The following is a 24,686-nucleotide window of genomic DNA, read 5'->3' on the forward strand; positions in this document are numbered from 1 at the left end:
AGCGGGTTAACCGAGTCAGGGCCATCACCAAAGGCCGCTTTCATATCATTGTGGTCAATGAAAGAGACGGGCGCCGCAGCGCCCGGCGGGAAGGATTACTCGGCCTTGGGCGAGCGATCGCGCATCACCCACTGGCTGGCGATCACCAGCGTCAGCGACAGCAGCAGCAAAATGGTGGCCAGCGCGTTAACCTCAGGCGAGACGCCGACTTTCACCATCGAATAGATCTTCAGCGGCAAAATCTCGTAGCTCGGCCCGGTGACGAAGGAGGAGACGACCACGTCGTCCATCGACAGGGTGAAGCTCAGCAGCCAACCGGCCGCCACCGCCGGCATCGCCAGCGGCAGAATGATTTTGCGCAGGATGGTGAACTCGCTTGCGCCGAGATCGCGCGCGGCTTCCAGCATCTTCACGTCGAAGCCTTTTAGGCGCGCGTAGACGGTCACTACCACGAACGGCAGGCAGAAGGTGATGTGCGAGAACAGCAGCGACCAGAAGCCGAGCGAAATGCCCAGCAACATGAACAGCACCAGCAGCGAGATGGCCATCACGATGTCCGGCGACATCATCACCACAAACAGCATGCCGCCGACGAACGGTTTGCCGCGGAAGCGGTAGCGGTACAGCGCCACCGCGGTCAGCGAGCCGATCAGCGTGGCGAAGGTGGCGGAGAGCACCGCCATGGTCAGCGAGTGGCCCGCCGCCTGCAACAGGCTGTCGTTGTTGAGCAGCGTGCTGTACCACTTGGTGGTGAACCCTTGCCAGTTGATGCCGAAGCGCGAGGCGTTGAACGAGTTGACGATCAGGATGACGATCGGGATATACAGATAGGCGTATACCAGCGTCATAAAGCCGCCGCGCAGCAGACGTCCGATCATGCCAGATCCTCCTTCTTGTTCAGCAGGCGGGCGGCCCGGTAATAGACCAGCAGCAACAGCCCCATCACCAGCGTCAGGCAGATGCTGGTGGCCGCGCCGAACGGCCAGTCGCGGATATTGAGGAACTGGCTTTTAATCACGTTGCCGATCAGCAGATTTTTGGCGCCGCCCATCAGATCGGCGACGAAGAACAGCCCCATCGCCGGCAGCACCACCAGCAGGCAGCCGGCGATAATGCCCGGCATGGTCAGCGGCACAATGATGCGGATAAAGGTTTGGAGCTTGCTGGCGCCGAGATCGCGCGCCGCCTCCAGGCAGGATTTATCGAGCTTTTCGATGCTGGAATAGAGCGGCATCACCATAAACGGCAGCAGGATATACACCAGGCCGAGGATCACCGCTTCCGAGGTGTACATGATGCGAAGCGGCTTGTCGATGACGCCGATCCACAGCAGCGCGTCGTTGAGATAGCCGCGGGTGCTGAGAAACAGCTTCAGGCCGTAGATGCGGATCAGCGAGTTGGTCCAGAAGGGCACGATCAGCAGAAACAGCAGCAGCGGCCGCGCCTTCTGCGGCAAGCGCGCCAGAATAAAGGCGAACGGATAGCCGATCACCAGGCAGCACAGGGTGGCGATCAGCGCCATGTTCAGCGAGTGCAGCAGCACCTGGGCATACAGCGGATCGAACAAACGCCGGTAGTTATCCAGCGTGAACACCATCTGCACCAGGTTGGCGTCATCACGGGTCAGGAAGCTGGCGCCGATGATCATCAGGTTCGGCATGAACACGAACAGCAACAGCCAGGCGACGACGCCGACGATCACCACATTCTGGAAGACTTTACGCGATTTCTTCATCGGCCAGCACCACCTCCCAGCTTTCGACCCAGGTCACCGCCATCTTCTGATTGAGCGAGTGATCGACGTCCGGATCGTCTTCGTTGAAGAACTCGCTGACCATCACCGTTTTGCCGTTCTCCAGCTCGACCACCGATTCCAGCGTCATGCCTTTGTAGTTGCGCTCACGCACGTAACCGATCAGCCCGTCGTGCTGCGCGCTGTCGTTCACTTCTTCCACCCGCAGATCTTCCGGGCGCAGCAGCACCTTCAGCTTTTGGCCCGGTTCTACCGGCAGATCGGCATAGATGTTGCACTCGCGGCCTTCCACGTTGGCGCGCACCCGCTGCGGATCGAGGCGTTGCAGGACCACCGCGTCGAAGATGTTGATCTCGCCGATGAAGCTGGCGACGAACAGGTTTTTCGGCTCTTCATAGATCTCACGCGGCGTGCCGTCTTGTTCGATGCGGCCTTCGCGCATCACCACGATGCGATCCGACATGGTCAACGCTTCTTCCTGATCGTGGGTGACGAACACGAAGGTGATGCCCAGCTTGCGCTGCAGCGCTTTCAGTTCGTTCTGCATCTGCTTGCGCAGCTTGTAGTCCAGCGCCGACAGCGATTCGTCCAGCAGCAGCACTTTCGGCTTGTTGACCACCGCGCGGGCGATGGCCACACGCTGCTGTTGGCCACCGGAGAGCTGGCCCGGCCGCCGCTTGGCGAAGGCATCCAGCTGCACCATGCGCAGCGCCTCTTCGACGCGCGGCGTCAGTTCGGCCGCCGGCACCTTTTGCATACGCAGGCCGAAAGCGACGTTGTCGAACACCGACATGTGCGGAAACAGGGCATAGCTCTGAAACACGGTGTTGACGTGGCGATGCTCGGCCGCAATGGCGGTGATGTCCTGGCCGTCGAGCGCGATGCGGCCCCGATCGGCGTCTTCCAGACCGGCAATCAGGCGCAGCACCGTGGTTTTGCCACAGCCGGAGGGGCCAAGAATGGTGAGGAATTCGCCGTGATTAATCGTCAGATCCAGATCGGAAATGATGGTTTTGCCATCGAACGCTTTGCTCAGGGCATGCAGTTCAACAAGGGGGGCTCGAGAGGATGTCTCAGTCATTTATCGTCTTACTCTATCCCGTGGGCTAATGCAGATAGAACCGCAACTGGAAAAGACTGCCGGAGCTTGCGGGCATGCCCGCGATTCAAAAGAAGCTCAAACCAGTTGCGCCAATGGAAATTTTTCGAGCGCGCATGATAGACGCTGAATGCCGGAATTGAAAGCCGATCCGGCCCAGATGCCGCGTTTTTCATCATGATAGCGACAAATGACCCTGTGATGACAGCGTTATTTCCCTCTGAAATCATCACAAAGATTAATGATATTGGCTAATTCTGGTTAAAAATGACCTGACGCAATATTTGATCCTGATCGGTTCAGCATAATGAAACGCGATATTCTGAGGGGCCGCTACCATGGATAAATTACTTGACCGCTTTTTCAACTACGTCTCTTTCGACACCCAGTCCAAAGCGAACGTAAAGCATGTGCCGAGCACCGACGGGCAGTTGAAGCTGGCGCGTGCGTTGCAGCAGGAAATGATCGCGCTCGGCTTCGAGCGGGTGTCGCTCAGCGAGCACGGCTGCGTGATGGGCACCTGGCCGGGCAACGTCGCCTGGCCGGTGCCGGCGGTCGGTTTTATCGCCCATCTGGATACTTCGCCGGATTTCAGCGGCAAACACGTCAATCCGCAGATCGTCGAGAACTATCGCGGCGGCGATATTGCGCTCGGTATTGGCGATGAAGTGCTGTCGCCGGTGATGTTCCCGATCCTGCACCAGATGTTGGGGCAGACCCTGATCACCACCGACGGCAAAACGCTGCTGGGCGCCGACGACAAGGCCGGCATTGCCGAGATCCTCACCGCCATGGCGCGCCTGCGCGCGCGCAAAATCCCGCACGGCGACATCCGCGTGGCCTTCACCCCGGATGAAGAGGTGGGCAAGGGGGCACAGCTGTTCGACGTGGCGGCCTTCAATGCCGAATGGGCTTACACGGTGGATGGCGGCGGCGTCGGTGAGCTGGAGTGCGAAAACTTCAATGCCGCCTCGGTGACGATCAAAATCCTCGGCAACAGCGTGCACCCCGGCAGCGCCAAGGGCGTGATGGTCAACGCGCTGTCGCTGGCTACCCGCATTCATCAGGCGCTGCCGGCGGACGAAACGCCGGAGACCACCGAGGGTTACCAGGGCTTTTACCACCTCAGCAGCATCAAGGGCAGCGTGGAACGCGCCGAAATGCACTACATCCTGCGCGACTTCGAGCGCGAGGGATTCGAGGCGCGCAAACGCAAGATGGTGGAGATCGCCCGCGAGGTCGGCAAAGGCCTGCCGCGCGATTGTTATATTGAAGTCAGCATCGAAGACAGTTATTACAACATGCGCGAACAGGTGGCGGAGCATCCGCACGCGATCGCGCTGGCGCAGCAGGCAATGCGCGACTGCGACATTGAACCGGTGATGAAACCGATCCGCGGCGGCACCGACGGCGCGCAGCTGTCGTTCCGCGGCCTGCCGTGCCCGAACCTGTTCACCGGTGGCTACAACTACCACGGCAAGCACGAATTCGTGACGCTGGAAGGCATGGAGCAAGCGGTGGCGGTAATTATGCGCATCGCGGCGCTGGCCGCCGAGCGGGCGCGGTAAACACCTTCGTTCCCCGGCCGGCTTGCGCCGGCCCGCATTCCCTTCTCTGATACGCCCGGCGGGGCTCAGTGTGCCCGCCATTCTCTGCTTCTGTTCTCTTTATAGTTCCCGTTTCTTGGTTGTCCCTTTCACCACACAACCCGCGGTGAGGGAATCCCATTATCCTTCGAGATAAAGTGCTGTTTATGCATACAGTTTTCTGTGTGCTTAACCGGTTTTACAGCTTCGGTGCGGTGAGCCCAGTGGCCAGGGGATGCTGGGGGAATGAGCGCTGTTAACCGCCATCAAACAGGACGTAAGAGGGTAACAATCATGGCAGAAGAAAAGAAAAATGCTCAGGTGATTAACGGCGTTAACGACGATATTGCCGAACTGAAATCGCTGTCTACGCTGCGTCAGCGCGTGGTCAGCGACGGTGAAATCGTCTCCAAATCGGCCAACGGTTTTCGGCTGGCAAATGGCAATACCGGCGTGATGCTGCGCAACGACGGCGAAGCTTTTTACTTACTGACAACCCCTGCCGGGCAAGCTCAAAACGGACAATGGAACACCTTGCGTCCTTTCGCTTTCAGCCTGGCTTCCGGCAGAGTTGCACTCGGTAACGGCGTTGATATTTCCGGTGGGGCGATGGTATCGCATAACGCGGGCATTCGGGCGGTGATAACTGGGCCAGCGCCGCTGATCAATGGGCAAATGTACTCTGCGCCTCCGGTATATACCGATTTCACCAGCGGCAACAAAACCACCACCATGATGATGGGTTCACGGGTTGTCGCCGGTAAAGAAGACTACGGTTTGCTTTCGTACCGCGATTGGCAAGGGAACTGGAACGAGCTGCAGGTGAGAGCGAATAGCGAGCTTTCCGTCGGGCAGTTGGTAAAGCGTAACGCCAATGGTTGGATCGTGGCCGCAGGTAACTTCGACACTAATAATAATGCCGATCGTATTACCAACGCGATGCGTATACAGGGCAAGGGCGATCTGTTTGCCGACTTTTATCATTATGAACGCATCGGTCAGCACCACTTTGTGGGGCTGCACGTGGCTAACGGCGGGGCGCAAGGATGGTATGAATTCCGCAACGACGGCCACGCCTATGCCAACGGCGCATGGCACAGCAGCTCCGATGCCCGCATGAAAACGGATATCGCCAAAATTGACGGCGCATTGGACAAGCTGGCTGGTATCGGCGGCTACACCTACCTCAAACAGGGCGTGCCGGAAGCCGGGGTGATCGCTCAGGAAGTGGAGAACGTATTGCCGCAGTCGGTAACCCAAACCGAATTGAAGCTTAACGACGGCAGCGTGCTGAAGGATGCCCGGGGCATCAATATCAACGGCGTGGTGGCGCTGCTGGTTGAGGCGCTTAAGGAAGAGCGCTCACTTCGAGATGCCGAGCGGGAAGCATTTGAAGCTCGATTGGTTGCTTTGGAAAAAGCGATTGTGAACGCCTGATTAATAAAATTTTTGTAGGTTGTGCAGAGTATTAATCGATGGTGCTGCTGGTAATAAGCACTTAAGAATTTACTCTGCTGCCGAATAACGAAATAAAGGACTGACACATGAGTGGCGGAGATGGAAAAGACAGCCGTGGCCCAACTGGCGGTGTTAAAGGTGGGGCTTCAGATCAGGGGCCCAATGTAGGGCACGGTGGATCTATGGATATAAATATTCCTGGCATGGGGATGTGCATATCGATGGAGTACACGGTTTAAATCCCGGTAAAGATAACAGTACCAACTGGGATGGTGGTAATGGGAACGGTAATGGTGGCAGGGACAGTAGCAGCAGTGGAGATTCCCAAGGAGCGGCAATACGGCGACAGGTTAACGCTATCAAAAATGACCCTAAAGTTAGTAATATACTGAAGGAGTTACAAAAAAAAGTACGTACGGTTACAACTTATGCAAAGGTAGCGTTGAAAAGTGTTGAGGCTGACGGAAAAATACAGGTGCAAGTTGGTGAAATTCGTACAGCCGATGAAGCCGCCGTCAGCAAGGCTATTTCCTCTGTCCCACAAGTTAAAAATGTACTTGGCGTGGGGTTGCCTGCTCAAGGCGGAATCGTGTTCGCTGGCAATATCGATACCAATCATAGAATCGGTAATTATCAGAGCGTACCCAACGGCAACAATAACGGCAACAATTCTGCCGCAGAGGATAAGGCGCCATTAGCCACCTATTCCGAGGTGCTTAATGGAACAATTCCTCCGGGTTTCTGGCTTGATAATAATAGGGTGATGACCGAAGTTACGGAACAGTATGAGATCAACGGCGGCGGAAAAGGGAGCGATCGCACAGGCTACCGGCAACGTAATGTCGAAGTGCCTTCTTTAACCTCAGCCTATCAACAATTTAAACAGGTAGAACGAGAAGTGGCCGAAGAGGCTCGTAGAGCCGAGGAAGCCCGCAAAGCCGAAGAAGCCCGCAAGGCTGAAGCAGCAAGAAAAGCGTTGTTCGCTAAAGCGGGTATTATGGACGCTCCGGCGTATACGCCGGAAAAGCTAAAAGCGGCCAATGCGGCGCTGGCGGCGGCAGGCGCCATGGTGCTCAACCGGGCCCCCGCGATGCTGCAGACGTCGATGGTCGGACAAGGTGTGATGACGACCACAAGCGAACTGGCCGGCTGGGCAGCGAGCGCGTCGTGGCGGGCGGCCTCCGAAGTCGGCAGTATACGCGCTGGCACCGCGGTCGCCGCCGGATCGGTGCTGGGGGCTTTTGCCCTCGGCTTTTACCCGACGGAGGCCGGAGCCGGGAGTGCCCAGGTGCCCGGGCGGGATGTCAATCTGTTTGCCCTTCAGGCGAGCCTGGCGGCGGCGGGCAGGGCGACCATCCAGCCCGGCATGACCTCGGTCGATTTGCCGGTGCGCGGATTTATCACCACTGACGATGACGGGAGACAGAGCGTTAACTTCGTCAGAACGGGCGTCGGCGGTGTATCGCCGAGTGTGCCGGTATTCAGACCTGTTCGCGATGAGCTGACGGGGCTGGACAAAATCACGCTGCCGGCGGTGGCGGGCGCGCCGGCCAGAACGATACTGATCAACCCGGTGCCGACCGGGCCGGCAGCGCCGGCGCATACCGGCAACGGCTCACCGGGGCCTAAGTCGCCAGTGCATACCGGCACCGGCATCAGGCAGGCGGACAGCATCGTGGTCACCACCTTCCCGGCGGATGTGGTGCAGGATCTGCAAGACTTTATCCTGTGGCAGCCGGATGCGCTGGAAACCGGAGTTGAAGCTGTCTATGTGATGGTGCGCAGTCCGAGATATACTCCGGGTAAAGTGAGCGGCAAAGGACAGCAAGTGGGAGACGGCTGGTTGAATTCAGCAGGTCAGGAACTGGGTTCCCCGGTTCCCCGTCAGATTGCGGACAAACTGCGTGGGCGGGAGTTTGCGAGCTTTGACGCGTTTCGTAAGGCGTTCTGGACTGAGGTGGGGAAAGATCCTGAGCTGAGCAAACAATTTATTCCAGCTAATAAAAAACGAATGAGCCAAGGGTTGGCTCCACGTGCTAGAAATAAAGATACTGTTGGGGGGCGGCGTTCATTCGAACTTCATCATGATAAACTAATCAGTCAGGATGGTGGAGTCTATGATATGGACAATCTCCGTGTGCTTACACCTAAACACCATATTGACATTCATAGAGGTAAATAGTAATGGAACTGAAAAAAAACATCAGTGATTACACTGAAATTGAATTCAAAAAACTCATTGAAGCAATCATTAATTGTGACGGAGATGAGAAAACTCAAGATAACAACCTCGAGAGTTTTATCAATATTACTGAGCACCCTAGTGGTTCAGATCTAATTTATTATCCAGAAGGAAATAATAATGGAAGCCCTGAAGCCGTTATCGAAGAAATTAAGGAGTGGCGAACCAAAAATGGCAAGCCTTGCTTCAAACAAGGGTAACTACGTTTAATCATCTTATGATTAATAAATGGTGATGAGCATTTCATCTGCGCCCAGCAAACTAGCGTTTGTTGGGCGTTTTTTTCGCATTTCAATCAACTAATCTAGTTATCAGAAGGTGTTACGTAGTTTGAGTTAAACTCCGGGTAAAGTGAGCGCCAGAGGGCAGTAAGGGGGGCGGCTGGTTGCATAAAGCGGATCTGGAACTGGTTTCTCTTGTTCCAAGCCAAATCGCCAGTGCATACCGGCACCGGCATCAGGCAGGCGGACAGCATCGTGGTCATCACCTTCCCGGCGGATGTGGTGCAGGATCTGCAAGACTTTATCCTGTGGCAGCCGGATGCGCTGGAAACCGGAGTTGAAGCTGTCTATGTGATGGTCAGTGATCCGCTGGACTCGGGGTGTTTTACGCGTCAGCAACTGGATAAAAAGTACAAGCACGCGAGTGACTTTGGTGTTGCGGACACTAGAAAAAACAGAGAGACTCTGACTCAATATCGCGATGCGCTAGAGGCTCATTTGAATGATAGGGATACGGTAGAGAGAGGGACTTATATAAGAGAAAAAGACTCCAAAGTCTTTTTTAACTCAAGGACCAATAATGTTGTTGTAATTAGACGTGATGGATACTTCTCGACGGGAATGAAATTAAGCCCTGGGACGCCACAGTATAAAAACTATATGGAAAAAGGAGTACTGTTATGAGTATGAAGTTGATTGAAATAGCGCAGGCATTACTCGACTCTAAATTAACCGCTGATGAGTATGAGTCACAGTATCTTAATGTATGGAGGAAAGAACGCGATGACGGGACATTAAGAAATGATAGTAATGATGTTGGGTATTGTGCAGCAGAGCTTTTCAGCTTGGCGGATTGCTATACATCTTCCCCAAATCGGGATGGTAGCGATTTGGATGAGAATGAACTCAAGATAGAGGTAAAAAAAACGCTCGAGAAGTATAATTTTCTCAAAAAAGAGTAAGTTCTATATGTTTTATAAATGAATACGCACACTCTGCCATCACGACGATGAGAAAGAGGGGGGGCTTCGCACCCAGTAAAGAAAATTTACTGGGTGTTTTTACCTACACATGTTTGCTTATGGTGAGCATCAGTATTGTAGTCAGATATTCTAATATTGCTGATTTAGATGTGTCGAGACGTTAGCTTATCTGGAAATCTGCTGCGATAGATGCTGTCAGGCCGGAAAGAATGCCCTTTTAACATAGCGCATTTTTTTGCACTAATACCCCCAGTGCATACTGGGGAGGTAGTGACATCACATATCGATAAGGTACAGCGATGCAGACGGCCAGCATCACCTGGTTATTCACACTATGGAGGTTTTTTGGAATACACTTGGTCTTACTTATAACCACTCGAATTTAATGGGGTGGTTAACCGCCTGCTATACAAAATGCAGTAACCAGGTCTGCAACGCTCCACTCTTTGGTATCTGATACCTGGCCATCGCCTATTTCGATTAGGCGCAATTCGCCATTGGCATTTTTGGCGATATCGATCGAATAAAAAGGCGTTTTAATACACGATGCGATCTGATGAACGATGTCAGGTATTTCACCATCGGCGGAAAAAACCTGGCCGTTAAGCGAAAAGTATCGGCGCTCACTGTCGTCAAACAAGTTTTCAAAGCGTCTTAAGCTAACGCCGCCTTCAAGTTCCCCTCTGTAATGCATAATCAGTTTAAGAACCTCTCTGATTTCAGCGGCATTGTGAGCTACCGAGCCTCGGGATGTGGTCAGCGATTTCACATAATCCTTAACAAAGTAGGCGGGCCAACAAAGTTGGGTGACCAGAGTGTCGAAATCTGTATCAGCCGTGGTGAGCACGGTCTCTGCGGTATATGACTTACATGGCTCATACCAGCCGGTTATATGGTGATTACGCAAATACTCATCCGGGGACTCAAGCATTTCCCCTCCATTAGCCGTTACCGCACGGTGCAACTGGCGATATTCCTCTGCATTCAACATCCAACCACGCCAGATTACCGGTACGCCTGGTTCAAAGCGGCCCGAAAAACGGGTTTTTCCTAATGCTGCGGCTTCTGAGGAAAGTAGAAAACAGCGTATTCCTCTATCTTTGGCGCAGGTAAATTCTTCGGCAAAATTTTCATCCGGTCTGCCTTGGTTTGAATAATCATCAGGATAAATAATTTGCATGGATAACACCTTGTATTAATTAGTATTGTACGTAATTCAGTGAATGGCCTTAAAAATAACGTCAGTGGGACTGAGAAGCAATGGTTTGTTTGATTTCATGTGGTATGCATTACTTTCAAAATAATAATGATAGGGGCATTCGTGTGGTGGATAAATTGAGGTCTCGATAGAAACGTATTGTTGAGGGCGGGCCAGCTTTTTCCACCCTAAAGAAAAGGCCCGCATAAGCGGGCCGGTAGACATGTTCAACAGAGGCCACAGCCCCGAGAACTCAGTCGTTAAAGTACCAATAGCCGCTGTTGACCAGCGCGGTCAGCAGCGCCAGGAATGACGGGTCGTCCACCGCGTCGCCGAGCAGGGCGGCGTCGACGCTGAAGTGCTGGCACAGGGCGTCTGCGGCCTGCAGCTGGTCGGTGTCGATCAGTTCGCCGTTGACGAAGCAGCGATCGCCGACGCGCAGCACGCGCAACCCGCCCAGGCGCTGCAGCGCTTCACCCTGTTGCAGCAGTTCGTAGATTTCCCCGGCCTGATACGGCGGCTCCGGCGGCGCCAGATCCAGCTCGTGGCGCGATTGGGAGATAAACTCGCCGAACCAGTGCTGGAAGTGTTCCGGCTGTTGCACCAGATCCAGCATCATCTGCCGTAAGGCGTCCACTTCCTGCGGCAGGATCTCCGCCGGGTGTTCGCGCAGTTTAACGTCCGGATCGCCGTAGCGTTTGCTGCCCAGCTCGCGCGCCAGCACGTAATCGGCGAAGCCGCTCACCAGCTCGCGGCCGTTCGGCGCGCGGAAGCCCACCGAGTAGTTGAGCGCGTTTTCCAGCGCGTAGCCTTCATGCGGGAAGCCCGGCGGAATGTAGAGAATGTCGCCCGGCTCCATCTCTTCGTCGATGATGGCGTCGAACGGCTCTACCTGCAGCAGATCCGGATGCGGGCAGTGTTGTTTCAGCGGCGTTTTTTCCCCGACTCGCCAGCGGCGGCGGCCAGTGCCCTGAATGATGAACACGTCGTACTGATCGAGGTGCGGGCCGACGCCGCCGCCCGGCACCGAGAAGGAGATCATCAGGTCATCCATCCGCCAGTCCGGCAGTTGGCGGAACGGGCGCATCAGCGCTGCGGAAGGCTCATGCCAATGGTCCACCGCCTGCACCAGCAGCGACCAGTTGTTTTCGCTCAGGTGATCGAAGCTCTCGAAGGGGCCGTGCGCGACCTGCCAACGGCCATCCTGATGGCTGACCAGGCGGCTGTCCACTTCGTTTTCCATCGCCAGCCCGGCCAGCTCATCCGGGGAGATCGGATCGATAAAGTTTTTGAAGCCGCGCTTCAGAATCACCGGACGCTTTTGCCAATAACGTTGCAAAAAATCGTTCCAGTCCAGGTCTAATTGATAATCCATGTTCTATTCCAGGATAGAGGAGTGAGCCTGAGTGCGATTATAACGGAAGTTTGGCCCCGTGGATCGGGGCCGCAGAGGCATAATTTACTCGTTGTGGTGGGTATCGTGCTGGCGGGCGAAGGTGACCTGCATGCGCGCGCCGCCGAGCGGGCTGTCGCTGATGACGATTTCGCCGTCGTATTGCTCGATGATCTCCGCCGCCACCGACAGGCCAAGGCCCTGACCGGGACGCAGGGTATCCACCCGCTGGCCGCGCTGGAAGATCAACTGGCGCTTGCTTTCCGGGATGCCCGGGCCGTCGTCGTCGATGACGAGGATGAGGTTTTTATCGGAGTGCAGCGAGGTGATTTCCACGAACTCGAGGCAGTATTTGCAGGCGTTTTCCAACACGTTGCCCATCACTTCCATAAAGTCGTTCTTCTCGCCCATAAAGGTCACTTCCGGCGAGATGTCCAGTGTGATCACCACCCCTTTGCGCTGGTAAACCTTGTTCAGCGCCACCACCAGGCTGTCGAGCAGCGCCGGCACCGAGTGGATCTCGCGCGTCAGCACCGTCTGGCCGGAGTTGATGCTGGCCCGATGCAGGTAGTAACCGATCTGCTGAGAGATGCGCCCGATCTGATCCAGCATGATCGGCTCGGCTTCTTCGATGGTGGTCTGCTTGCCGCTGCGCAGCGAGCGCAGGGTGCTTTGCAGCACCGCCAGCGGCGTTTTCAGGCTGTGGGTCAGATCCGACAGGGTGGTGCGGTATTTGGTGTAGCGCTGGCGTTCGTTGCGCACCAGAATGTTCAAATTGCGCACCAGGCCGCGCAGTTCGCTGGGCGGGTTCTCATCCAGCTGATCGCGTTCGCCGTTCTCCAGCTCGCCCACCTGATTGACCAGCGCCTTGATCGGCCGCAGGCTCCAGTAGGCCGCCAGCCACAGCAGCGGCACCACCAGCAGCAGGTTGGCCAGCAGCACGTAGCTGAACCACTCCCACACTACGTCGGAGCGCTGCAGCTCCTGCGGAATGCTGTCGACCACCACGATGGTCAACGCCGGCAGCCGCGCCGTGGCGGCATAGGTATTGACCGCCACCGAGTGCGTCAGCGCGTTCTGATCGGTATCGTCATAATTCTTCAGCTGATCCTGCGCTTTGGGGTTGTCCCCCAGCACTTCGCTACTGATGCGGGTATCGGTGTCAATTTCGTAGAAGCCGGACTCCTCCAGCCATTCCTTGTTGATCAGCTTCTCCAGCTCCGGCACCTTGCGCTGGCTCCACAGCAGGTTGCCTTTATCGTCGTAGATAAACACCAGCGTGGGAAAATTGAGATCGATATCGGGAGGAATGGCGATGGTGAGCTTGTTGTCTTTCCACTGCGCCAGGCTGAAGAACAGGTTGCTTTCGCCGCGCAGCAGGCGGAAGGCGGTCTTGTCGAAGCTGACGATGTAGCCGACGACCGCCACCAAACCGTAAGAAAGCGACAGCGCCAGGATCACCCCGGCGGTCGCCATCAGGAAGCGGGCGCGCAGCGAAAACGGTTTTTTATTCTTGTTGAACATCATGTTCACTTCGCGTCAAAACGATAGCCCTGGCCACGTACCGTGGTGATCACTTCATGCGGGTATTCCGCCTGCACCTTCTTGCGCAAGCGGCCCATCAGCACGTCGATGGTGTGGCTTTCGCGCAGTTCGGCGTCCGGGTAAAGCTGCAGCATCAACGAATCCTTGCTCACCACCTTGCCGGCGTTGCGGATCAGGGTCTCGATGATGGTGTATTCAAAGGCGGTCAACTTGATCTGTTGATCGTTGACGCTCAGTTCGCGGCGCGACAGATCGATCTGGAACGGCGGCAGCACGATCACCTGCGATGCCAGGCCGCTGTTGCGGCGCATCAGCGCCTGCATGCGGGCGATCACTTCTTCCAGGTGGAACGGCTTGGTGACATAGTCGTCGGCGCCGGCTTCCAGCACCGCCACTTTGTCCTGCCAGCTTTCGCGGGCGGTCAGCACCAGGATCGGCAGCTTGGTCTGGTGCGCGCGCCAACGGCGGATCAGGCTCAGGCCGTCTTCGCCCGGCAGGCCGAGATCGACGATGGCGATATCCGGCGCATGCTCCTGCAGGAAATAATCGGCTTCTTTGGCGTCTTCAGCCGCATCGACCTGATGGCCCATCTCGCGCATCTGAACGGAAAGGTGGTGGCGCAGCAAACCATTATCTTCAACAACCAGTACTCGCATGGCGAACTCCTGTGACTGTGCGGGTGAATGTCCTGTCACCCACGCGATAAAAGGGAACACGCTCTGCGGCGTGTCAGGGGATAACGCGGCCACCTGAACCATTTTGGCAAAAAATGCTGAGGTTATGGTAGGTATAACCCGCCCGGCCCGCAAGAGAGCCGAAGCAATGTATTAAAATAAGCGTTATCAATTTGTTCGCCGACATTATCGACAAGCTCTGATAAACGTCGGATAAACAGCGGCGGGGCAACGTTAAACGCAACTTAAACGCGTCGGGCATTGCCGCGAAAGGAAAGTGTGAACCGGAGCGCTTGATAAGCTTTAAAGGTACTAATAAGGTATTATTGAGGTATCGGCATATTTTCTCAGGAGCGATGGATGAAGCAATTAACCCAGGCAGAACGCATAGCGGGCGCATTTTACGGACAGATGCTGGGCGACGCGCTCGGCATGCCTTCCGAGCTGTGGCCGCGCGAGCGGGTTAAGCGCCACTTCGGCTGGATAGACGGCTTCCTCGATGGGCCGGCGGAGAACTCGGCCGCCTGTTACTTCAAGGCCGGGCAATATACCGACGATACCTCGATGGCGTTGGCGCTGGCCGATGCGCTGCTGGAAGCGGAAGGCGAGGTGGTGCCAGAACTGATCGCCCGCAACGTGATCCGCTGGGTGGACAGTTTTGACGCCTTCAACAAGAACATTCTCGGCCCCAGTTCCAAACTGGCGTTGAGCGAGCAGAAAGCGGGCACGCCGATCGCCGCGTTGGAAAACAACGGCATCACCAACGGCGCGGCGATGCGCATTTCGCCTTTGGGTTGCGTGCTGCCGTCTGCGCCGCTGGAGGGGTTCTGTCAGCAGGTGTGGCTGGCCTCCAGCCCGACGCACAAATCCGACATCGCCGTCGCCGGTGCCGTGGCGATCGCCTGGGCGGTTTCGCGTGCGGTAGAGGGGGCGGACTGGGCCTCTATTCGCCTGGCGTTGCCGGGCGTGGCGGAGTATGCCCAGCGCCGTCAGGTGACGACGTTCAGCCCTTCGCTGGCGGCGCGCATCGAGTTGGCGTTTCAGGTGGTGGATGAGGCGGCCGATCCCGAACAGGCATCCGAGCGGATATATCAACTGATTGGCGCCGGGGTGAGCACCATCGAGTCGGTGCCGGCGGCGCTGGCGATGGTGCAGCTGGCGCAAACCGATCCTACCCGTTGCGCCGTGCTGTGCGCCAACCTGGGGGGCGATACCGACACCATCGGCGCGATGGCCACCGCTGTCTGCGGCGCGCTGCACGGCGCCGAAGCGATGGATCCTGCGCTGCTGGCGCAGTTGCAGCGGGTGAATCCACTGGACGTCGAGGCGTATGCCCAGGCGTTCGCGCGTTTTCGCCGCCGTCGGCAGGGCGAGGCGTAACGGATCAGCTTTCGCTGGTAAACTCGTACATGTCGCTGCGGCAGAAGCTTTCGCTGTATTCGATAGGCTTCTTGCGGTGGTCGAACAGCGTCTGGCGCACGATCAGCAGCGGCATCGGTTCTGATAATTGCAGCGCCCGGCGGATGTCGTCATCGGCCATGGCCGCGCTGACCTGGCTGCGCAGCGATCCCATCTCCACGTTATTTCGGCGGAAGTAGTCATAGAGCGAGATGCCAATCTCGTCGACGTTGGCAATCGCCGCCGCCACCACGTAGGACACCGCCACCGACATCGGCTGCCGATCGAGAAAGTGGATACGTTTGAGTTGATAGATCGGCGTTCCGGTCGCCAGCTGGAGCTTTTCCGCCAGTTCGGCGCTGGCCGGCACCCGTTCGCGGCTGAGCCATTGCGTGTCCGGCCGGCGCCCTTGTTGCATCACCTCGCGCGAGAACCCTTTGACGTCCGCTAATGAATAGCGCAGCTTCGGCGCGGGCCGTTGCGCCTGGATGAAAGTGCCGTAACCGCGTGAACGGCCGATGATGCCGTCTTGCTCGAGACAGGCCAGCGCTTTGCGCACCGTGATGCGCGAGATGCCGAGCCGTTCGGTAAACAGACGCTCGCTGGGCAGGAAATCCCCCGCGTTCAGCAATCCTTGCTCGATGGCCTGGCGCACCGAGGCGTTAAAGCGCAGATACAGCGGCATCGCGCCCGCGCTGGCCAGATCCTGCAGCAGTTTTTCCAGCAGACGCTGGTTGGTCTCCTTGCTCATAGCCGACGGAAATCCTGTAGCCTCAATGCAATGGCTTATTTAAGGGGATTTCGCCGGGCAGCGCAACTGCCGCCGCCGAGGGGATGAAATAAGGTAGAGTAGTGTGCAATCGCCCCGAGTTTGGAGAAACAGACAGCCCATGAGTGACCACCCATCCTGCGCGGACGACGCGGCAATCCTGGCGGCCTTCACCCAGCAGCGTCAGCAGGGGCTGACCCGACGTTCGGCGCTGCATCAGGCCCTGTTGCGGCTCATCACCGCCGGGGAACTGCCGTGGCGGGCGAAGCTGCCGCCAAGCCGCGCATTGGCGCCCCGGCTGGGGGTGGCGCGCGATACGGTGGAGCAGACCTACGCGCGGCTGGAGGCGGAGGGATACATCAGCCGGGCGGTGGGGCGCGGCAGCTATGTTCGCTATCGCTGCGATACGCTGCTCGGCCGTGAACTGCTGGCGACGCAGGCAGGCCAGGAGGCGCGGCTGGCGGAACGTGAGCTAAGCGATCGCGGCCGAGCGTTGCTGGCGGTCAGCCATACGCCGCACACCAGCCGTCAGGCGTCGCTGACGCCCTCGCTGGCGGATCTGCGGGCGTTTCCCATCGATTCGTGGCTGCAGTGGGAAAAGCAGGCGCTGCGGCGGCACGGCGAGCGGCTGTTGGGGTATGCCGATCCGCAGGGCTTGCCGGAGCTGCGTGCGGAGATCGCGCACTATTTGCAGCGGGAGCGGGGCGTCAAGGCGACGGCGGAGCAGGTGATCGTGGTCACCAGCTCTCAGCAGGCGCTGGCGCTGTGCACGCAGGTGCTGTTCGATCCCGGCGATGCGGTATTCGTCGAAGAGCCGGGTTACCAGGGGGCGAAAAAACTGGTGCAGTCGGCGGGGCTGCAGGCGCGGCCGATCGGCATCGATGAGCAAGGGCTGGACGTCGGGCAACTGATGCAGGCTTCGGGCGGCGGGCGGGGCGTGTACATCACGCCGTCCCATCATTACCCGCTGGGATACTCGCTGAGCCTCGAGCGGCGCCTGGCGCTGTTGCAGTGGGCCCAGCGCCGGCGGGCCTGGATCATCGAAGACGATTACGACGCCGAGTTCAACTACGATCGACAAACCAAGGCGGCGCTGCAGGGGCTGGACAGCGGCGGGCGCACGCTGTACATCGGCACTTTCAGCAAGACGCTGTTTCCGGGGCTGCGCATCGGTTTCATGATCGCGCCGCCGCAGCTGGTGCGGCCATTGGTCGCCGCCAGGCAGTTTCAGGACGGCTACACGTCAGCACTGGCGCAGATGACGCTGTTCCACTGCCTGCACGAGGGCGGCTACGCCGAGCATCTGCGCAATATGCGCACGCTGTACAAGGCGAGGCTGGACGTCCTGTACGACGCGGTACATCGCCATCTCGCGTCCTGGACGCGCCCGGCCTTGCCGCAGGGTGGCCTGCAGCTGGTTTGCCCGCTGGCGGATGCGGCGACGGAGCGGCGGCTGGTGACGGCGGCGGCCGAGCGGGGAATACGATTGTACGGCCTGGCGGATTTCTACACCGGCGCGCCGCAGCGCGGGGCGCTGGTGCTCGGTTTCTCGGCCTATGCGCCGGACGAGATCGTGCGCTTTATCGCCACGCTGGCGCAGGTGTTCAACGCGCTGCCGCGGGAAAACGGCGGTTAAAATTGGTCTGCTCGGCGTTTTGAATTGGTCCGTATTACACCGTCGCTGCGCGGTGTATCCTGCTGCTATTCGGTTATTTCCCTAATGGAAATAATATCTTAACCCCGTGAGGCGCTATGAACCCATCAAATCGTGAAGTGACTATCCGCAGAATCAATGGCGACGACAGAGCGCAATGGCTGGCGTTGTGGCAGGGCTATCTCGACTTCTACCGCGCCGACGTGGCGCCGCAGGTGACCGATCGCACCTTCGAACGGTTGGGGCAGGATGAACAGGTGTACGGGCTGGTGGCGGAGGATGCCGACGGCCGGCTGCTGGGGCTGATGAACCTGGTATTCCATCCGTCCACCTGGAGCGCGGTGGGCTATTGTTATATCGAAGATCTCTTTGTGTCGCCGCAGGCGCGCGGCCATAAAGTGTCGGAAAAACTGTTCGAACAGGCGTATCGGCTGGCGGAGGCGCGCGGCAGCGATCGGGTCTATTGGATGACTCAGGAGTACAACGCGCCGGCGCGTTCGCTGTACGACAAAATCGGCAGAAGAAGCTCGTTTATCGTTTATACCCGTTAACCGCAGGAGGCGCGTATGGCAATGAATCGTTATGGTCAGCCGATTGGCGAACCGATGCCGGATTGGCAGCCGGCTCGCCGCCCGGGCGGCGCAACGCTCGGCGGGCGTTTCTGTTCACTGGCGCCGCTCGAGCCGCAGCGGGATTACGCCGCGCTGTACGATGCTTTCCAGCTGGCGCCGGACGGCCGCGACTGGACCTATCTGTCTATCGAACGGCCCGATACGCCGGCGGCGATGCTGCAGCATCTGGAGACGCTGCAGGCCAACCCAGGGCTGGTCAATCTGACGGTGTTCGACGCCGCCAGCGACGCGCCGGTGGGGACGGTGGCGCTGATGCGCATCGACGAGGCCAACGGCGTGCTGGAGATCGGCCACGTCAGCTGGTCGCCGTTGATGAAACAGCGCTCCAGCGCCACCGAAGCCATCGCGCTGCTGCTGCGCTACGCCTTTGATACGCTGGGCTACCGCCGCTGCGAATGGAAGTGCGACAGCCACAACGCGCCGTCGCGCCAGGCCGCGCTGCGCTTTGGTTTCCGTTACGAGGGCAACTTCCGCTTTGCAGTGATCGTCAAGGGGCGCAGCCGGGATACCGACTGGTTCGCCATCACCGCCGACCGTTGGCCGATGGTGCGGCAGGGGCTGGCGCGTTGGCTGAGTGCCGAGAACTTCGATGCGCAGGGGCGGCAGATAGCCCGGCTGCAGGTGTTGCGCGGCGAATAATAAGCAACAAGGCGGCCCGTGGGCCGCCTTGTCGTTGTGGGTCTAACTCGCTTACTTCAGCTCGTCGACCAGGGTGGTGGCGCGGCCGATGTAGTTGGCCGGGGTCATCGCCTTCAGACGGGTTTTCTCTTCTTCCGGCAGCGCCAGACCGTCGATGAACGCCTGCATGCCGGCGGCGTCCACGCGCTTGCCGCGGGTCAGCTCTTTCAGCTTCTCGTAAGGCTTCTCGATGCCGTAACGGCGCATCACGGTCTGGATCGGTTCGGCCAGCACTTCCCAGTTGTGATCCAGTTCGTCCAGCAGGTGCGCCTGGTTCACTTCCAGCTTGCTGATGCCCTTCAGGGTGGCTTGATAGGCGATCAGCGCATAGCCCAGGCCCACGCCCAGGTTACGCAGCACGGTGGAATCGGTCAGGTCGCGCTGCCAGCGGGACACCGGCAGTTTGCCCGCCAGGTGGCCCAGCACGGCGTTGGCCAGGCCCAGGTTGCCTTCGGAGTTTTCGAAGTCGATCGGGTTGACCTTGTGCGGCATGGTGGAGGAGCCGATTTCGCCGGCGATGGTCTTCTGCTTGAAGTGGTTCAGGGCGATGTAGCCCCAGATGTCGCGGTCGAAGTCGATTAAAATGGTGTTGAAACGCGCCACGCAGTCGAACAGCTCGGCGATGTAGTCGTGCGGTTCGATCTGGGTGGTGTACGGGTTCCAGGTGATGCCGAGCGAGGTCACGAACGCTTCGCTGAACTGATGCCAGTCCACTTCCGGGTAGGCGACGATGTGGGCGTTGTAGTTGCCGACCGCGCCGTTGATTTTACCCATGATCTCCACGCGCTCCAGCTGGCGGTACTGGCGCTCCATGCGGTAAGCCACGTTGGCGAACTCTTTGCCGACGGTCGACGGCGTAGCCGGCTGGCCGTGGGTGCGCGACAGCAGCGGGATATCGCGGTATTCCAGCGCCAGCCCTTTCAGCGCATCGATGATTTTACGCCAGTAAGGCAGCACCACGTCCTGACGAGCGCTTTGCAGCATCAGCGCGTGCGACAGGTTGTTGATGTCTTCGGAGGTGCAGGCGAAGTGGATGAACTCGGACACCGCGTACAGCGCAGGCACCGCCGCCACTTTTTCCTTCAGGAAATACTCGACCGCTTTCACGTCGTGGTTGGTGGTGCGCTCGATGGTTTTGATGCGCTGAGCGTCTTCTTCGTTGAATTCAGCGACGATTTTGTCGAGGAAAGCGTTTGCGTCGGCGTCAAAAGCGGGAACTTCCTTGATTTCTGCGCAGGCGGCCAGTTTTTGCAGCCAACGTACTTCAACCTGTACGCGGAATTTCAGCAGACCGTATTCGCTGAAAATGGGGCGCAGTGCGCTGACTTTATCACCGTAGCGTCCATCAACGGGGGAAACGGCGGTCAGTGAGGATAATTCCATCGGTAGCAACTCCTGGGATCGATTAACAATGAGCAACGATATTTTGCGCCTGCTTGAACAGACGATTACGGGAAAACATTAACTGCAGGCGGCTGCCGCCGACCTGTTGCCACAGCACGGCGGCGCGAATGCCGGCCAGCAGCGTGGCGCGAACTTTGGCCTGCACCTGCGGGTTCTGCAAGATTGCCGGTGAGCCGGTCACCTGGATGCGCGGCCCGAGCGGGCTGACCACGTCGACATAAATGCCGGCCAGCGCGCTGATGATGGTGTCCGACTCAAGATCGAAGTGTGCCAGCTGGCGTTCGAGCTGGCCGAGGCGTTCGCCGAGCGTGTTCATCGCCTGTTTGTTGGCGTTGAGCTTGCGCTCCAGCACCATCAGGCTGATGGTGTAGCGGGTCAGTTCCGCGCCCGGCCCTTTGTTGTTGGCGTTAAGTACGCCCATCAGGGTTTCGAGGCCGACCATCAAATTGCGCTCCTCGCCGCCGAACACCGCCAGCGTAGAGGGTGGGTCCATCTGCAGCAGGCTTTTCAGCGAGGTGTGAAACGCTTCGCGGTCGCATTGCCCTTCATGGGCCAATTGCTGAACCAAACGCGCCGACTGGCTGATACCCGCCATGGCCAGCGTGATGTCATAATAATTCTTCGCCACGATGACTCCTGTAAACGCGGTGAACGGTACATGGCTTACTGTATAAGGTTGTGCGTATCGCCAGGGTAACGGCGGCGGCCGCGAACGGTAACGATCGGGCGTGGCTGTAACAACGATGACAACGAATGCCGCGGATCATGCCATAAAATTGAGGGTAAACCCAGCGTCTAATACGCCTGTGGCGAGGCGGATGCGCCGTGCGGCGCAGAACTGCGCAAATAGACGGCGAAAATCGCCGGTGGCGCGGCACGAACTTATTGTTGCGGCGGCAAATAAAGTGCGGCGGCTGCATCTATACTGCCAACGTGACCCCTCAAATAAAGACCTTTATATGCACGTAAAAAACAAGCAGCCGCTGCCGGCGGTGACGCTGGCGGCCATCGGCGTGGTGTACGGTGATATCGGCACCAGCCCGCTGTATACCCTGCGCGAATGCCTGACGGCGGAAGAAGGGATCACCCTGACGCCGACGTCGATCTACGGCTTTCTGTCGTTGATTTTCTGGCTGTTGACGCTGGTGGTGTCGATCAAATACGTCTGCTTCGTGATGCGCGCCGACAACGACGGTGAAGGGGGAATTCTGACGCTGATGTCGCTGGCGATCCGCAAGCTGGATGCGCGCTGGGTGCCGGCGGCGGTGCTGGTCGGGCTGGTGGGCGGCAGCTTCTTTTATGGCGATGGGGTGATTACCCCGGCCATTTCGGTGCTCTCGGCTATCGAAGGCCTGCAGATTATCGCCCCTGAGCTGGACAGCTTTATCGTGCCGCTGTCGCTGCTGGTGTTGACCGCGCTGTTCGCGATCCAGAAACACGGCACCGGCAGCGTCGGCAAACTGTTCGCCCCGGCGATGGTCATCTGGTTCCTGACGCTGGCGCTGCTCGGCATCGGCGGCATTTTGCATCACCCCGGCGTGCTGCGGGCGCTGAACCCTTACTGGGCGGTGAATTTCTTCCTCGAGTACAAGGCAGTGTCGTTCTTCGCGCTGGGCATGGTGGTGCTGTCGGTCACCGGCGCCGAAGCGCTGTACGCCGACATGGGCCACTTCGGCAAAAAACCGATCCGCCTGGCGTGGTTTACGCTGGTGGCGCCGGCGCTGGTGCTGAACTACTTCGGCCAGGGGGCGCTGCTGTTGGCCAACCCGGCGGCGATCAATAACCCGTTCTTCCTGCTGGCGCCCACCTGGGCGCTGATCCCGCTGCTGGTGATCGCCACGTTGGCGACGGTGATCGCCTCGCAGGCGGTGATCTCCGGCGTCTTCTCCCTGACGCGCCAGGCGGTGCGGCTGGGCTACCTGCCGCCGATGCGCATCATCTATACCTCCGATCAGGAGTCCGGGCAGATCTACATTCCGGTGGTGAACTGGCTGTTGTTCGCGGCGGTGTTGATCGTGATTATCAGTTTCAAACACTCCAGCAACCTGGCCTCGGCTTACGGCATCGTGGTGACCGGCACCATGCTGCTGTCGTCGATTTTGCTGAGCATCGTGGCGGTGAAAAACTGGGGCTGGCCGCGCTATCTGGGTGGGCTGATGCTGCTTGCCATGCTGTGCATCGACGTGCCGCTGTTCGGCGCCAACCTGATCAAGCTGGCGACCGGCGGTTGGCTGCCGGTGGCGCTGGGGTTGATCATTCTGCTGATCATGCTGACCTGGAAGACCGAGCGCTCGCGCCTGATCCGCCGGCTGCGCGACAACCAGGAAGGGCTGACCGCGCTGATCGAGTCGCTGGAGAAGGCGCCGCCGAAGCGGGTGCCGGGCACCGCGGTGTTTATGGAGCGCACGCCGCATGCGGTGCCGCTGGTGCTGCTGCATAACCTGAAGCACAACAAGGTGTTGCATGAGCGCGTGGTGCTGCTGACTATCGTGACTACCGACATGCCGTATGTGCACAACGTGCAGCGGGTGGCGATCGAACAGCTGTCGACGAGCTTTTGGCGGGTGGTGGCGAGCTACGGCTGGCGCGAAACGCCCAACGTGACGGATATCCTTTATCGCTGCGGCCTGGAAGGGATGAGTTTCACCATGAACGAGACCTCGTTCTTCATGTCGCGCGATACGCTGGTATTGGGCAAGCGCCCCTGGTATCTGCGCGTGCGCGGCAAGGTGTTCCAGCTGTTGCAGCGCAACGCGCTGCGGGCGCCGGATCTGTTCGAAATCCCGCCAAACCGGGTGATCGAACTGGGGGCGCAGGTGGAATTCTGAATAAAAAAACGCTGCGGTAAACGCAGCGTTTTTCTTGGGCGGCAGGCGAACTACGCCAGGCGCTGTTCGATGATGCCGCCGCCGAGGCAGATTTCGCCCTGGTAGAACACCGCCGACTGGCCGGGGGTGACGGCGGAGACCGGCTCGTCGAAACGCACTTCGATGCGTTCGTCGTCGAGCGGGGTCACGGTGCAAGGGATGTCCTGCTGGCGATAGCGGGTCTTCACCGTACAGCGGAACGGGCCGATCAGCGGCAGGCGATCCACCCAGTGCAGCTGCTGCGCGATAAGGCCGACGGACATCAGGCGCGGGTGATCGTGCCCTTGCGCGACCACCAGCACGTTATTGGCCACGTCTTTATCCACCACGTACCACGGATCTTCGCTGCTGTCTTTCAGGCCGCCGATGCCTAATCCTTTGCGCTGGCCCAGGGTGTGATACATCAGGCCCTGGTGTTCGCCGACGGTCTGGCCGTCGACGCTAACGATCGGGCCCGGCTGCGCCGGCAGGTAGCGGCCGAGGAAGTCGCGGAATTTGCGCTCGCCGATAAAGCAGATGCCGGTGGAGTCTTTCTTCTTGGCGGTGACCAGCTCCAGTTGCTCGGCGATGCGGCGCACCTCCGGCTTCTCCAGTTCCCCAACCGGGAACAGGCTTTGCGCCACCTGCTCGTGGCTCAGGGTATAGAGGAAGTAGCTCTGATCTTTGTTGCCGTCGACGCCGCGCAGCAGGCGGCTTTTGCCGTCCACGTCCTGGCGGCGCACGTAATGGCCGGTGGCGATGAAATCGGCCCCCAGGTCTTCGGCGGCGAACTCCAGGAAGGCTTTGAATTTGATTTCTTTATTGCACAGGATGTCCGGGTTCGGCGTGCGGCCGGCCTTGTACTCTTCCAGGAACAGTTCAAACACGTTGTCCCAGTATTCCGCCGCAAAGTTCACCGTGTGCAGTTCGATGCCCAGTTTGTCGCAGACCGCTTGCGCGTCGGCCAGATCGGTCGCGGCGGAGCAGTACTCTTCGTCGTCGTCTTCTTCCCAGTTTTTCATGAACAGCCCAGCGACCTGATAGCCCTGTTGCTGTAACAGATAGGCGGTAACGGAAGAGTCGACGCCGCCGGACATACCGACGATTACTTTTTTCTGGCTGTTGTCTGACATGGGGATCTCACGAACTTGAA

At 58.5% G+C, this 24,686-nt stretch carries 22 protein-coding genes; 11 read left to right on the forward strand and 11 right to left on the reverse strand.

Annotation, left to right across the window (positions count from 1 at the left end):
• Positions 1-95 precede the first annotated feature (95 nt).
• From potC to potA, 3 genes are read right to left on the reverse strand one after another with little or no spacing between them, the layout of a single operon-like run.
• Complete coding sequence (gene potC, locus ACMGG9_RS08885) at positions 96-878, reverse strand: spermidine/putrescine ABC transporter permease PotC (protein WP_033642769.1); 783 nt, start codon at positions 876-878, stop codon at positions 96-98.
• Positions 875-1,735: a spermidine/putrescine ABC transporter permease PotB gene (gene potB / locus ACMGG9_RS08890; RefSeq protein ID WP_164057131.1), complete on the reverse strand. Its 861-nt coding sequence runs from the start codon at positions 1,733-1,735 to the stop codon at positions 875-877. Before potB ends, potC begins: the two co-directional genes overlap by 4 nt.
• Positions 1,719-2,834 carry a spermidine/putrescine ABC transporter ATP-binding protein PotA gene (potA, locus tag ACMGG9_RS08895; RefSeq protein ID WP_414162084.1) on the reverse strand — a complete coding sequence of 372 codons (1,116 nt, stop codon included), beginning with the start codon at positions 2,832-2,834 and terminating at the stop codon, positions 1,719-1,721. Before potA ends, potB begins: the two co-directional genes overlap by 17 nt.
• Before the next feature lie 356 nt (positions 2,835-3,190).
• Here potA and pepT point away from each other — a divergent pair, with 356 nt between their 5' ends.
• From pepT to ACMGG9_RS08925, 6 genes are all read left to right on the forward strand, one after another.
• Entirely contained in the window at positions 3,191-4,420 is a 1,230-nt protein-coding gene (gene pepT, locus ACMGG9_RS08900; RefSeq protein WP_033642773.1) for a peptidase T, read from the forward strand.
• Between the two features lie 312 nt (positions 4,421-4,732).
• Positions 4,733-5,875: a tail fiber domain-containing protein gene (locus ACMGG9_RS08905; RefSeq protein ID WP_346405409.1), complete on the forward strand. Its 1,143-nt coding sequence runs from the start codon at positions 4,733-4,735 to the stop codon at positions 5,873-5,875.
• Between the two features lie 232 nt (positions 5,876-6,107).
• Positions 6,108-8,078, forward strand: a complete 1,971-nt coding sequence (locus ACMGG9_RS08910; protein ID WP_414162085.1) for an S-type pyocin domain-containing protein — start codon at positions 6,108-6,110, stop codon at positions 8,076-8,078.
• A gap of 2 nt (positions 8,079-8,080) precedes the next feature.
• Positions 8,081-8,338 (forward strand): bacteriocin immunity protein, encoded by a 258-nt coding sequence (locus ACMGG9_RS08915; RefSeq protein ID WP_042784274.1) that lies wholly within the window; start codon positions 8,081-8,083, stop codon positions 8,336-8,338.
• 216 nt (positions 8,339-8,554) lie between these two features.
• The gene (locus ACMGG9_RS08920; RefSeq protein WP_239507465.1) at positions 8,555-9,043 is read left to right on the forward strand and encodes a colicin D domain-containing protein; all 489 of its coding nucleotides are present in this window, start codon (positions 8,555-8,557) and stop codon (positions 9,041-9,043) included.
• The gene (locus tag ACMGG9_RS08925) at positions 9,040-9,321 is read left to right on the forward strand and encodes a colicin immunity domain-containing protein (protein ID WP_033640608.1); all 282 of its coding nucleotides are present in this window, start codon (positions 9,040-9,042) and stop codon (positions 9,319-9,321) included. Before ACMGG9_RS08920 ends, ACMGG9_RS08925 begins: the two co-directional genes overlap by 4 nt.
• A 415-nt stretch (positions 9,322-9,736) precedes the next feature.
• Here the strand turns inward: ACMGG9_RS08925 and ACMGG9_RS08930 are convergent, their stop codons facing one another.
• The 4 genes from ACMGG9_RS08930 to phoP form a co-directional block, all read right to left on the reverse strand.
• A complete protein-coding gene (locus tag ACMGG9_RS08930; protein ID WP_147880708.1) occupies positions 9,737-10,522 on the reverse strand; it encodes an ATP-grasp domain-containing protein in 786 nt (261 codons plus the stop codon).
• 271 nt (positions 10,523-10,793) lie between these two features.
• Complete coding sequence (locus ACMGG9_RS08935) at positions 10,794-11,915, reverse strand: cupin domain-containing protein (protein WP_004941161.1); 1,122 nt, start codon at positions 11,913-11,915, stop codon at positions 10,794-10,796.
• 84 nt (positions 11,916-11,999) lie between these two features.
• Entirely contained in the window at positions 12,000-13,457 is a 1,458-nt protein-coding gene (gene phoQ, locus ACMGG9_RS08940; protein WP_033644257.1) for a two-component system sensor histidine kinase PhoQ, read from the reverse strand.
• Between the two features lie 5 nt (positions 13,458-13,462).
• A complete protein-coding gene (gene phoP, locus ACMGG9_RS08945) occupies positions 13,463-14,134 on the reverse strand; it encodes a two-component system response regulator PhoP (protein WP_004941169.1) in 672 nt (223 codons plus the stop codon).
• A gap of 378 nt (positions 14,135-14,512) precedes the next feature.
• Here phoP and ACMGG9_RS08950 point away from each other — a divergent pair, with 378 nt between their 5' ends.
• Complete coding sequence (locus ACMGG9_RS08950; RefSeq protein WP_414162086.1) at positions 14,513-15,532, forward strand: ADP-ribosylglycohydrolase family protein; 1,020 nt, start codon at positions 14,513-14,515, stop codon at positions 15,530-15,532.
• 4 nt (positions 15,533-15,536) lie between these two features.
• Here ACMGG9_RS08950 and ACMGG9_RS08955 read toward each other — a convergent pair whose 3' ends face one another.
• Positions 15,537-16,301, reverse strand: a complete 765-nt coding sequence (locus tag ACMGG9_RS08955) for a GntR family transcriptional regulator (RefSeq protein WP_033652062.1) — start codon at positions 16,299-16,301, stop codon at positions 15,537-15,539.
• A 139-nt stretch (positions 16,302-16,440) separates the two neighbouring features.
• On the opposite strand from ACMGG9_RS08955, the gene ACMGG9_RS08960 reads away from it, so the two are divergent.
• From ACMGG9_RS08960 to ACMGG9_RS08970, 3 genes are all read left to right on the forward strand, one after another.
• Complete coding sequence (locus ACMGG9_RS08960; protein WP_342174336.1) at positions 16,441-17,955, forward strand: PLP-dependent aminotransferase family protein; 1,515 nt, start codon at positions 16,441-16,443, stop codon at positions 17,953-17,955.
• A 116-nt stretch (positions 17,956-18,071) separates the two neighbouring features.
• On the forward strand, positions 18,072-18,524 hold the full coding sequence (locus tag ACMGG9_RS08965; protein WP_033642777.1) for a GNAT family N-acetyltransferase: 453 nt from the start codon (positions 18,072-18,074) through the stop codon (positions 18,522-18,524).
• A gap of 15 nt (positions 18,525-18,539) precedes the next feature.
• Entirely contained in the window at positions 18,540-19,244 is a 705-nt protein-coding gene (locus tag ACMGG9_RS08970) for a GNAT family N-acetyltransferase (RefSeq protein WP_164106068.1), read from the forward strand.
• Positions 19,245-19,295: 51 nt separating this feature from the next.
• Here the strand turns inward: ACMGG9_RS08970 and purB are convergent, their stop codons facing one another.
• Together purB and hflD are read right to left on the reverse strand one after the other, a co-directional pair.
• On the reverse strand, positions 19,296-20,666 hold the full coding sequence (gene purB / locus ACMGG9_RS08975) for an adenylosuccinate lyase (RefSeq protein WP_213587041.1): 1,371 nt from the start codon (positions 20,664-20,666) through the stop codon (positions 19,296-19,298).
• 22 nt (positions 20,667-20,688) lie between these two features.
• On the reverse strand, positions 20,689-21,315 hold the full coding sequence (gene hflD, locus ACMGG9_RS08980; RefSeq protein ID WP_033642780.1) for a high frequency lysogenization protein HflD: 627 nt from the start codon (positions 21,313-21,315) through the stop codon (positions 20,689-20,691).
• 331 nt (positions 21,316-21,646) lie between these two features.
• Here hflD and kup point away from each other — a divergent pair, with 331 nt between their 5' ends.
• Entirely contained in the window at positions 21,647-23,515 is a 1,869-nt protein-coding gene (gene kup / locus ACMGG9_RS08985; RefSeq protein ID WP_033642781.1) for a low affinity potassium transporter Kup, read from the forward strand.
• A gap of 50 nt (positions 23,516-23,565) precedes the next feature.
• Here the strand turns inward: kup and mnmA are convergent, their stop codons facing one another.
• Positions 23,566-24,666 carry a tRNA 2-thiouridine(34) synthase MnmA gene (mnmA, locus tag ACMGG9_RS08990; RefSeq protein WP_342174333.1) on the reverse strand — a complete coding sequence of 367 codons (1,101 nt, stop codon included), beginning with the start codon at positions 24,664-24,666 and terminating at the stop codon, positions 23,566-23,568.
• Positions 24,667-24,686: the final 20 nt, after the last annotated feature.

The organism is Serratia sp. BNK-10, from assembly GCF_047456065.1.
Lineage (GTDB): Bacteria > Pseudomonadota > Gammaproteobacteria > Enterobacterales > Enterobacteriaceae > Serratia > Serratia ureilytica.

Coding starts and splice junctions, on each gene's coding strand:
- potC (WP_033642769.1), bottom strand. CDS start 878: ATGATCGGACGTCTGCTGCGCGGCGGCTTTATGACGCTGGTATACGCC.
- potB (WP_164057131.1), bottom strand. CDS start 1,735: ATGAAGAAATCGCGTAAAGTCTTCCAGAATGTGGTGATCGTCGGCGTC.
- potA (WP_414162084.1), bottom strand. CDS start 2,834: ATGACTGAGACATCCTCTCGAGCCCCCCTTGTTGAACTGCATGCCCTG.
- pepT (WP_033642773.1), top strand. CDS start 3,191: ATGGATAAATTACTTGACCGCTTTTTCAACTACGTCTCTTTCGACACC.
- ACMGG9_RS08905 (WP_346405409.1), top strand. CDS start 4,733: ATGGCAGAAGAAAAGAAAAATGCTCAGGTGATTAACGGCGTTAACGAC.
- ACMGG9_RS08915 (WP_042784274.1), top strand. CDS start 8,081: ATGGAACTGAAAAAAAACATCAGTGATTACACTGAAATTGAATTCAAA.
- ACMGG9_RS08925 (WP_033640608.1), top strand. CDS start 9,040: ATGAGTATGAAGTTGATTGAAATAGCGCAGGCATTACTCGACTCTAAA.
- ACMGG9_RS08930 (WP_147880708.1), bottom strand. CDS start 10,522: ATGCAAATTATTTATCCTGATGATTATTCAAACCAAGGCAGACCGGAT.
- ACMGG9_RS08935 (WP_004941161.1), bottom strand. CDS start 11,915: ATGGATTATCAATTAGACCTGGACTGGAACGATTTTTTGCAACGTTAT.
- phoQ (WP_033644257.1), bottom strand. CDS start 13,457: ATGTTCAACAAGAATAAAAAACCGTTTTCGCTGCGCGCCCGCTTCCTG.
- phoP (WP_004941169.1), bottom strand. CDS start 14,134: ATGCGAGTACTGGTTGTTGAAGATAATGGTTTGCTGCGCCACCACCTT.
- ACMGG9_RS08950 (WP_414162086.1), top strand. CDS start 14,513: ATGAAGCAATTAACCCAGGCAGAACGCATAGCGGGCGCATTTTACGGA.
- ACMGG9_RS08955 (WP_033652062.1), bottom strand. CDS start 16,301: ATGAGCAAGGAGACCAACCAGCGTCTGCTGGAAAAACTGCTGCAGGAT.
- ACMGG9_RS08960 (WP_342174336.1), top strand. CDS start 16,441: ATGAGTGACCACCCATCCTGCGCGGACGACGCGGCAATCCTGGCGGCC.
- ACMGG9_RS08965 (WP_033642777.1), top strand. CDS start 18,072: ATGAACCCATCAAATCGTGAAGTGACTATCCGCAGAATCAATGGCGAC.
- ACMGG9_RS08970 (WP_164106068.1), top strand. CDS start 18,540: ATGGCAATGAATCGTTATGGTCAGCCGATTGGCGAACCGATGCCGGAT.
- purB (WP_213587041.1), bottom strand. CDS start 20,666: ATGGAATTATCCTCACTGACCGCCGTTTCCCCCGTTGATGGACGCTAC.
- kup (WP_033642781.1), top strand. CDS start 21,647: ATGCACGTAAAAAACAAGCAGCCGCTGCCGGCGGTGACGCTGGCGGCC.
- mnmA (WP_342174333.1), bottom strand. CDS start 24,666: ATGTCAGACAACAGCCAGAAAAAAGTAATCGTCGGTATGTCCGGCGGC.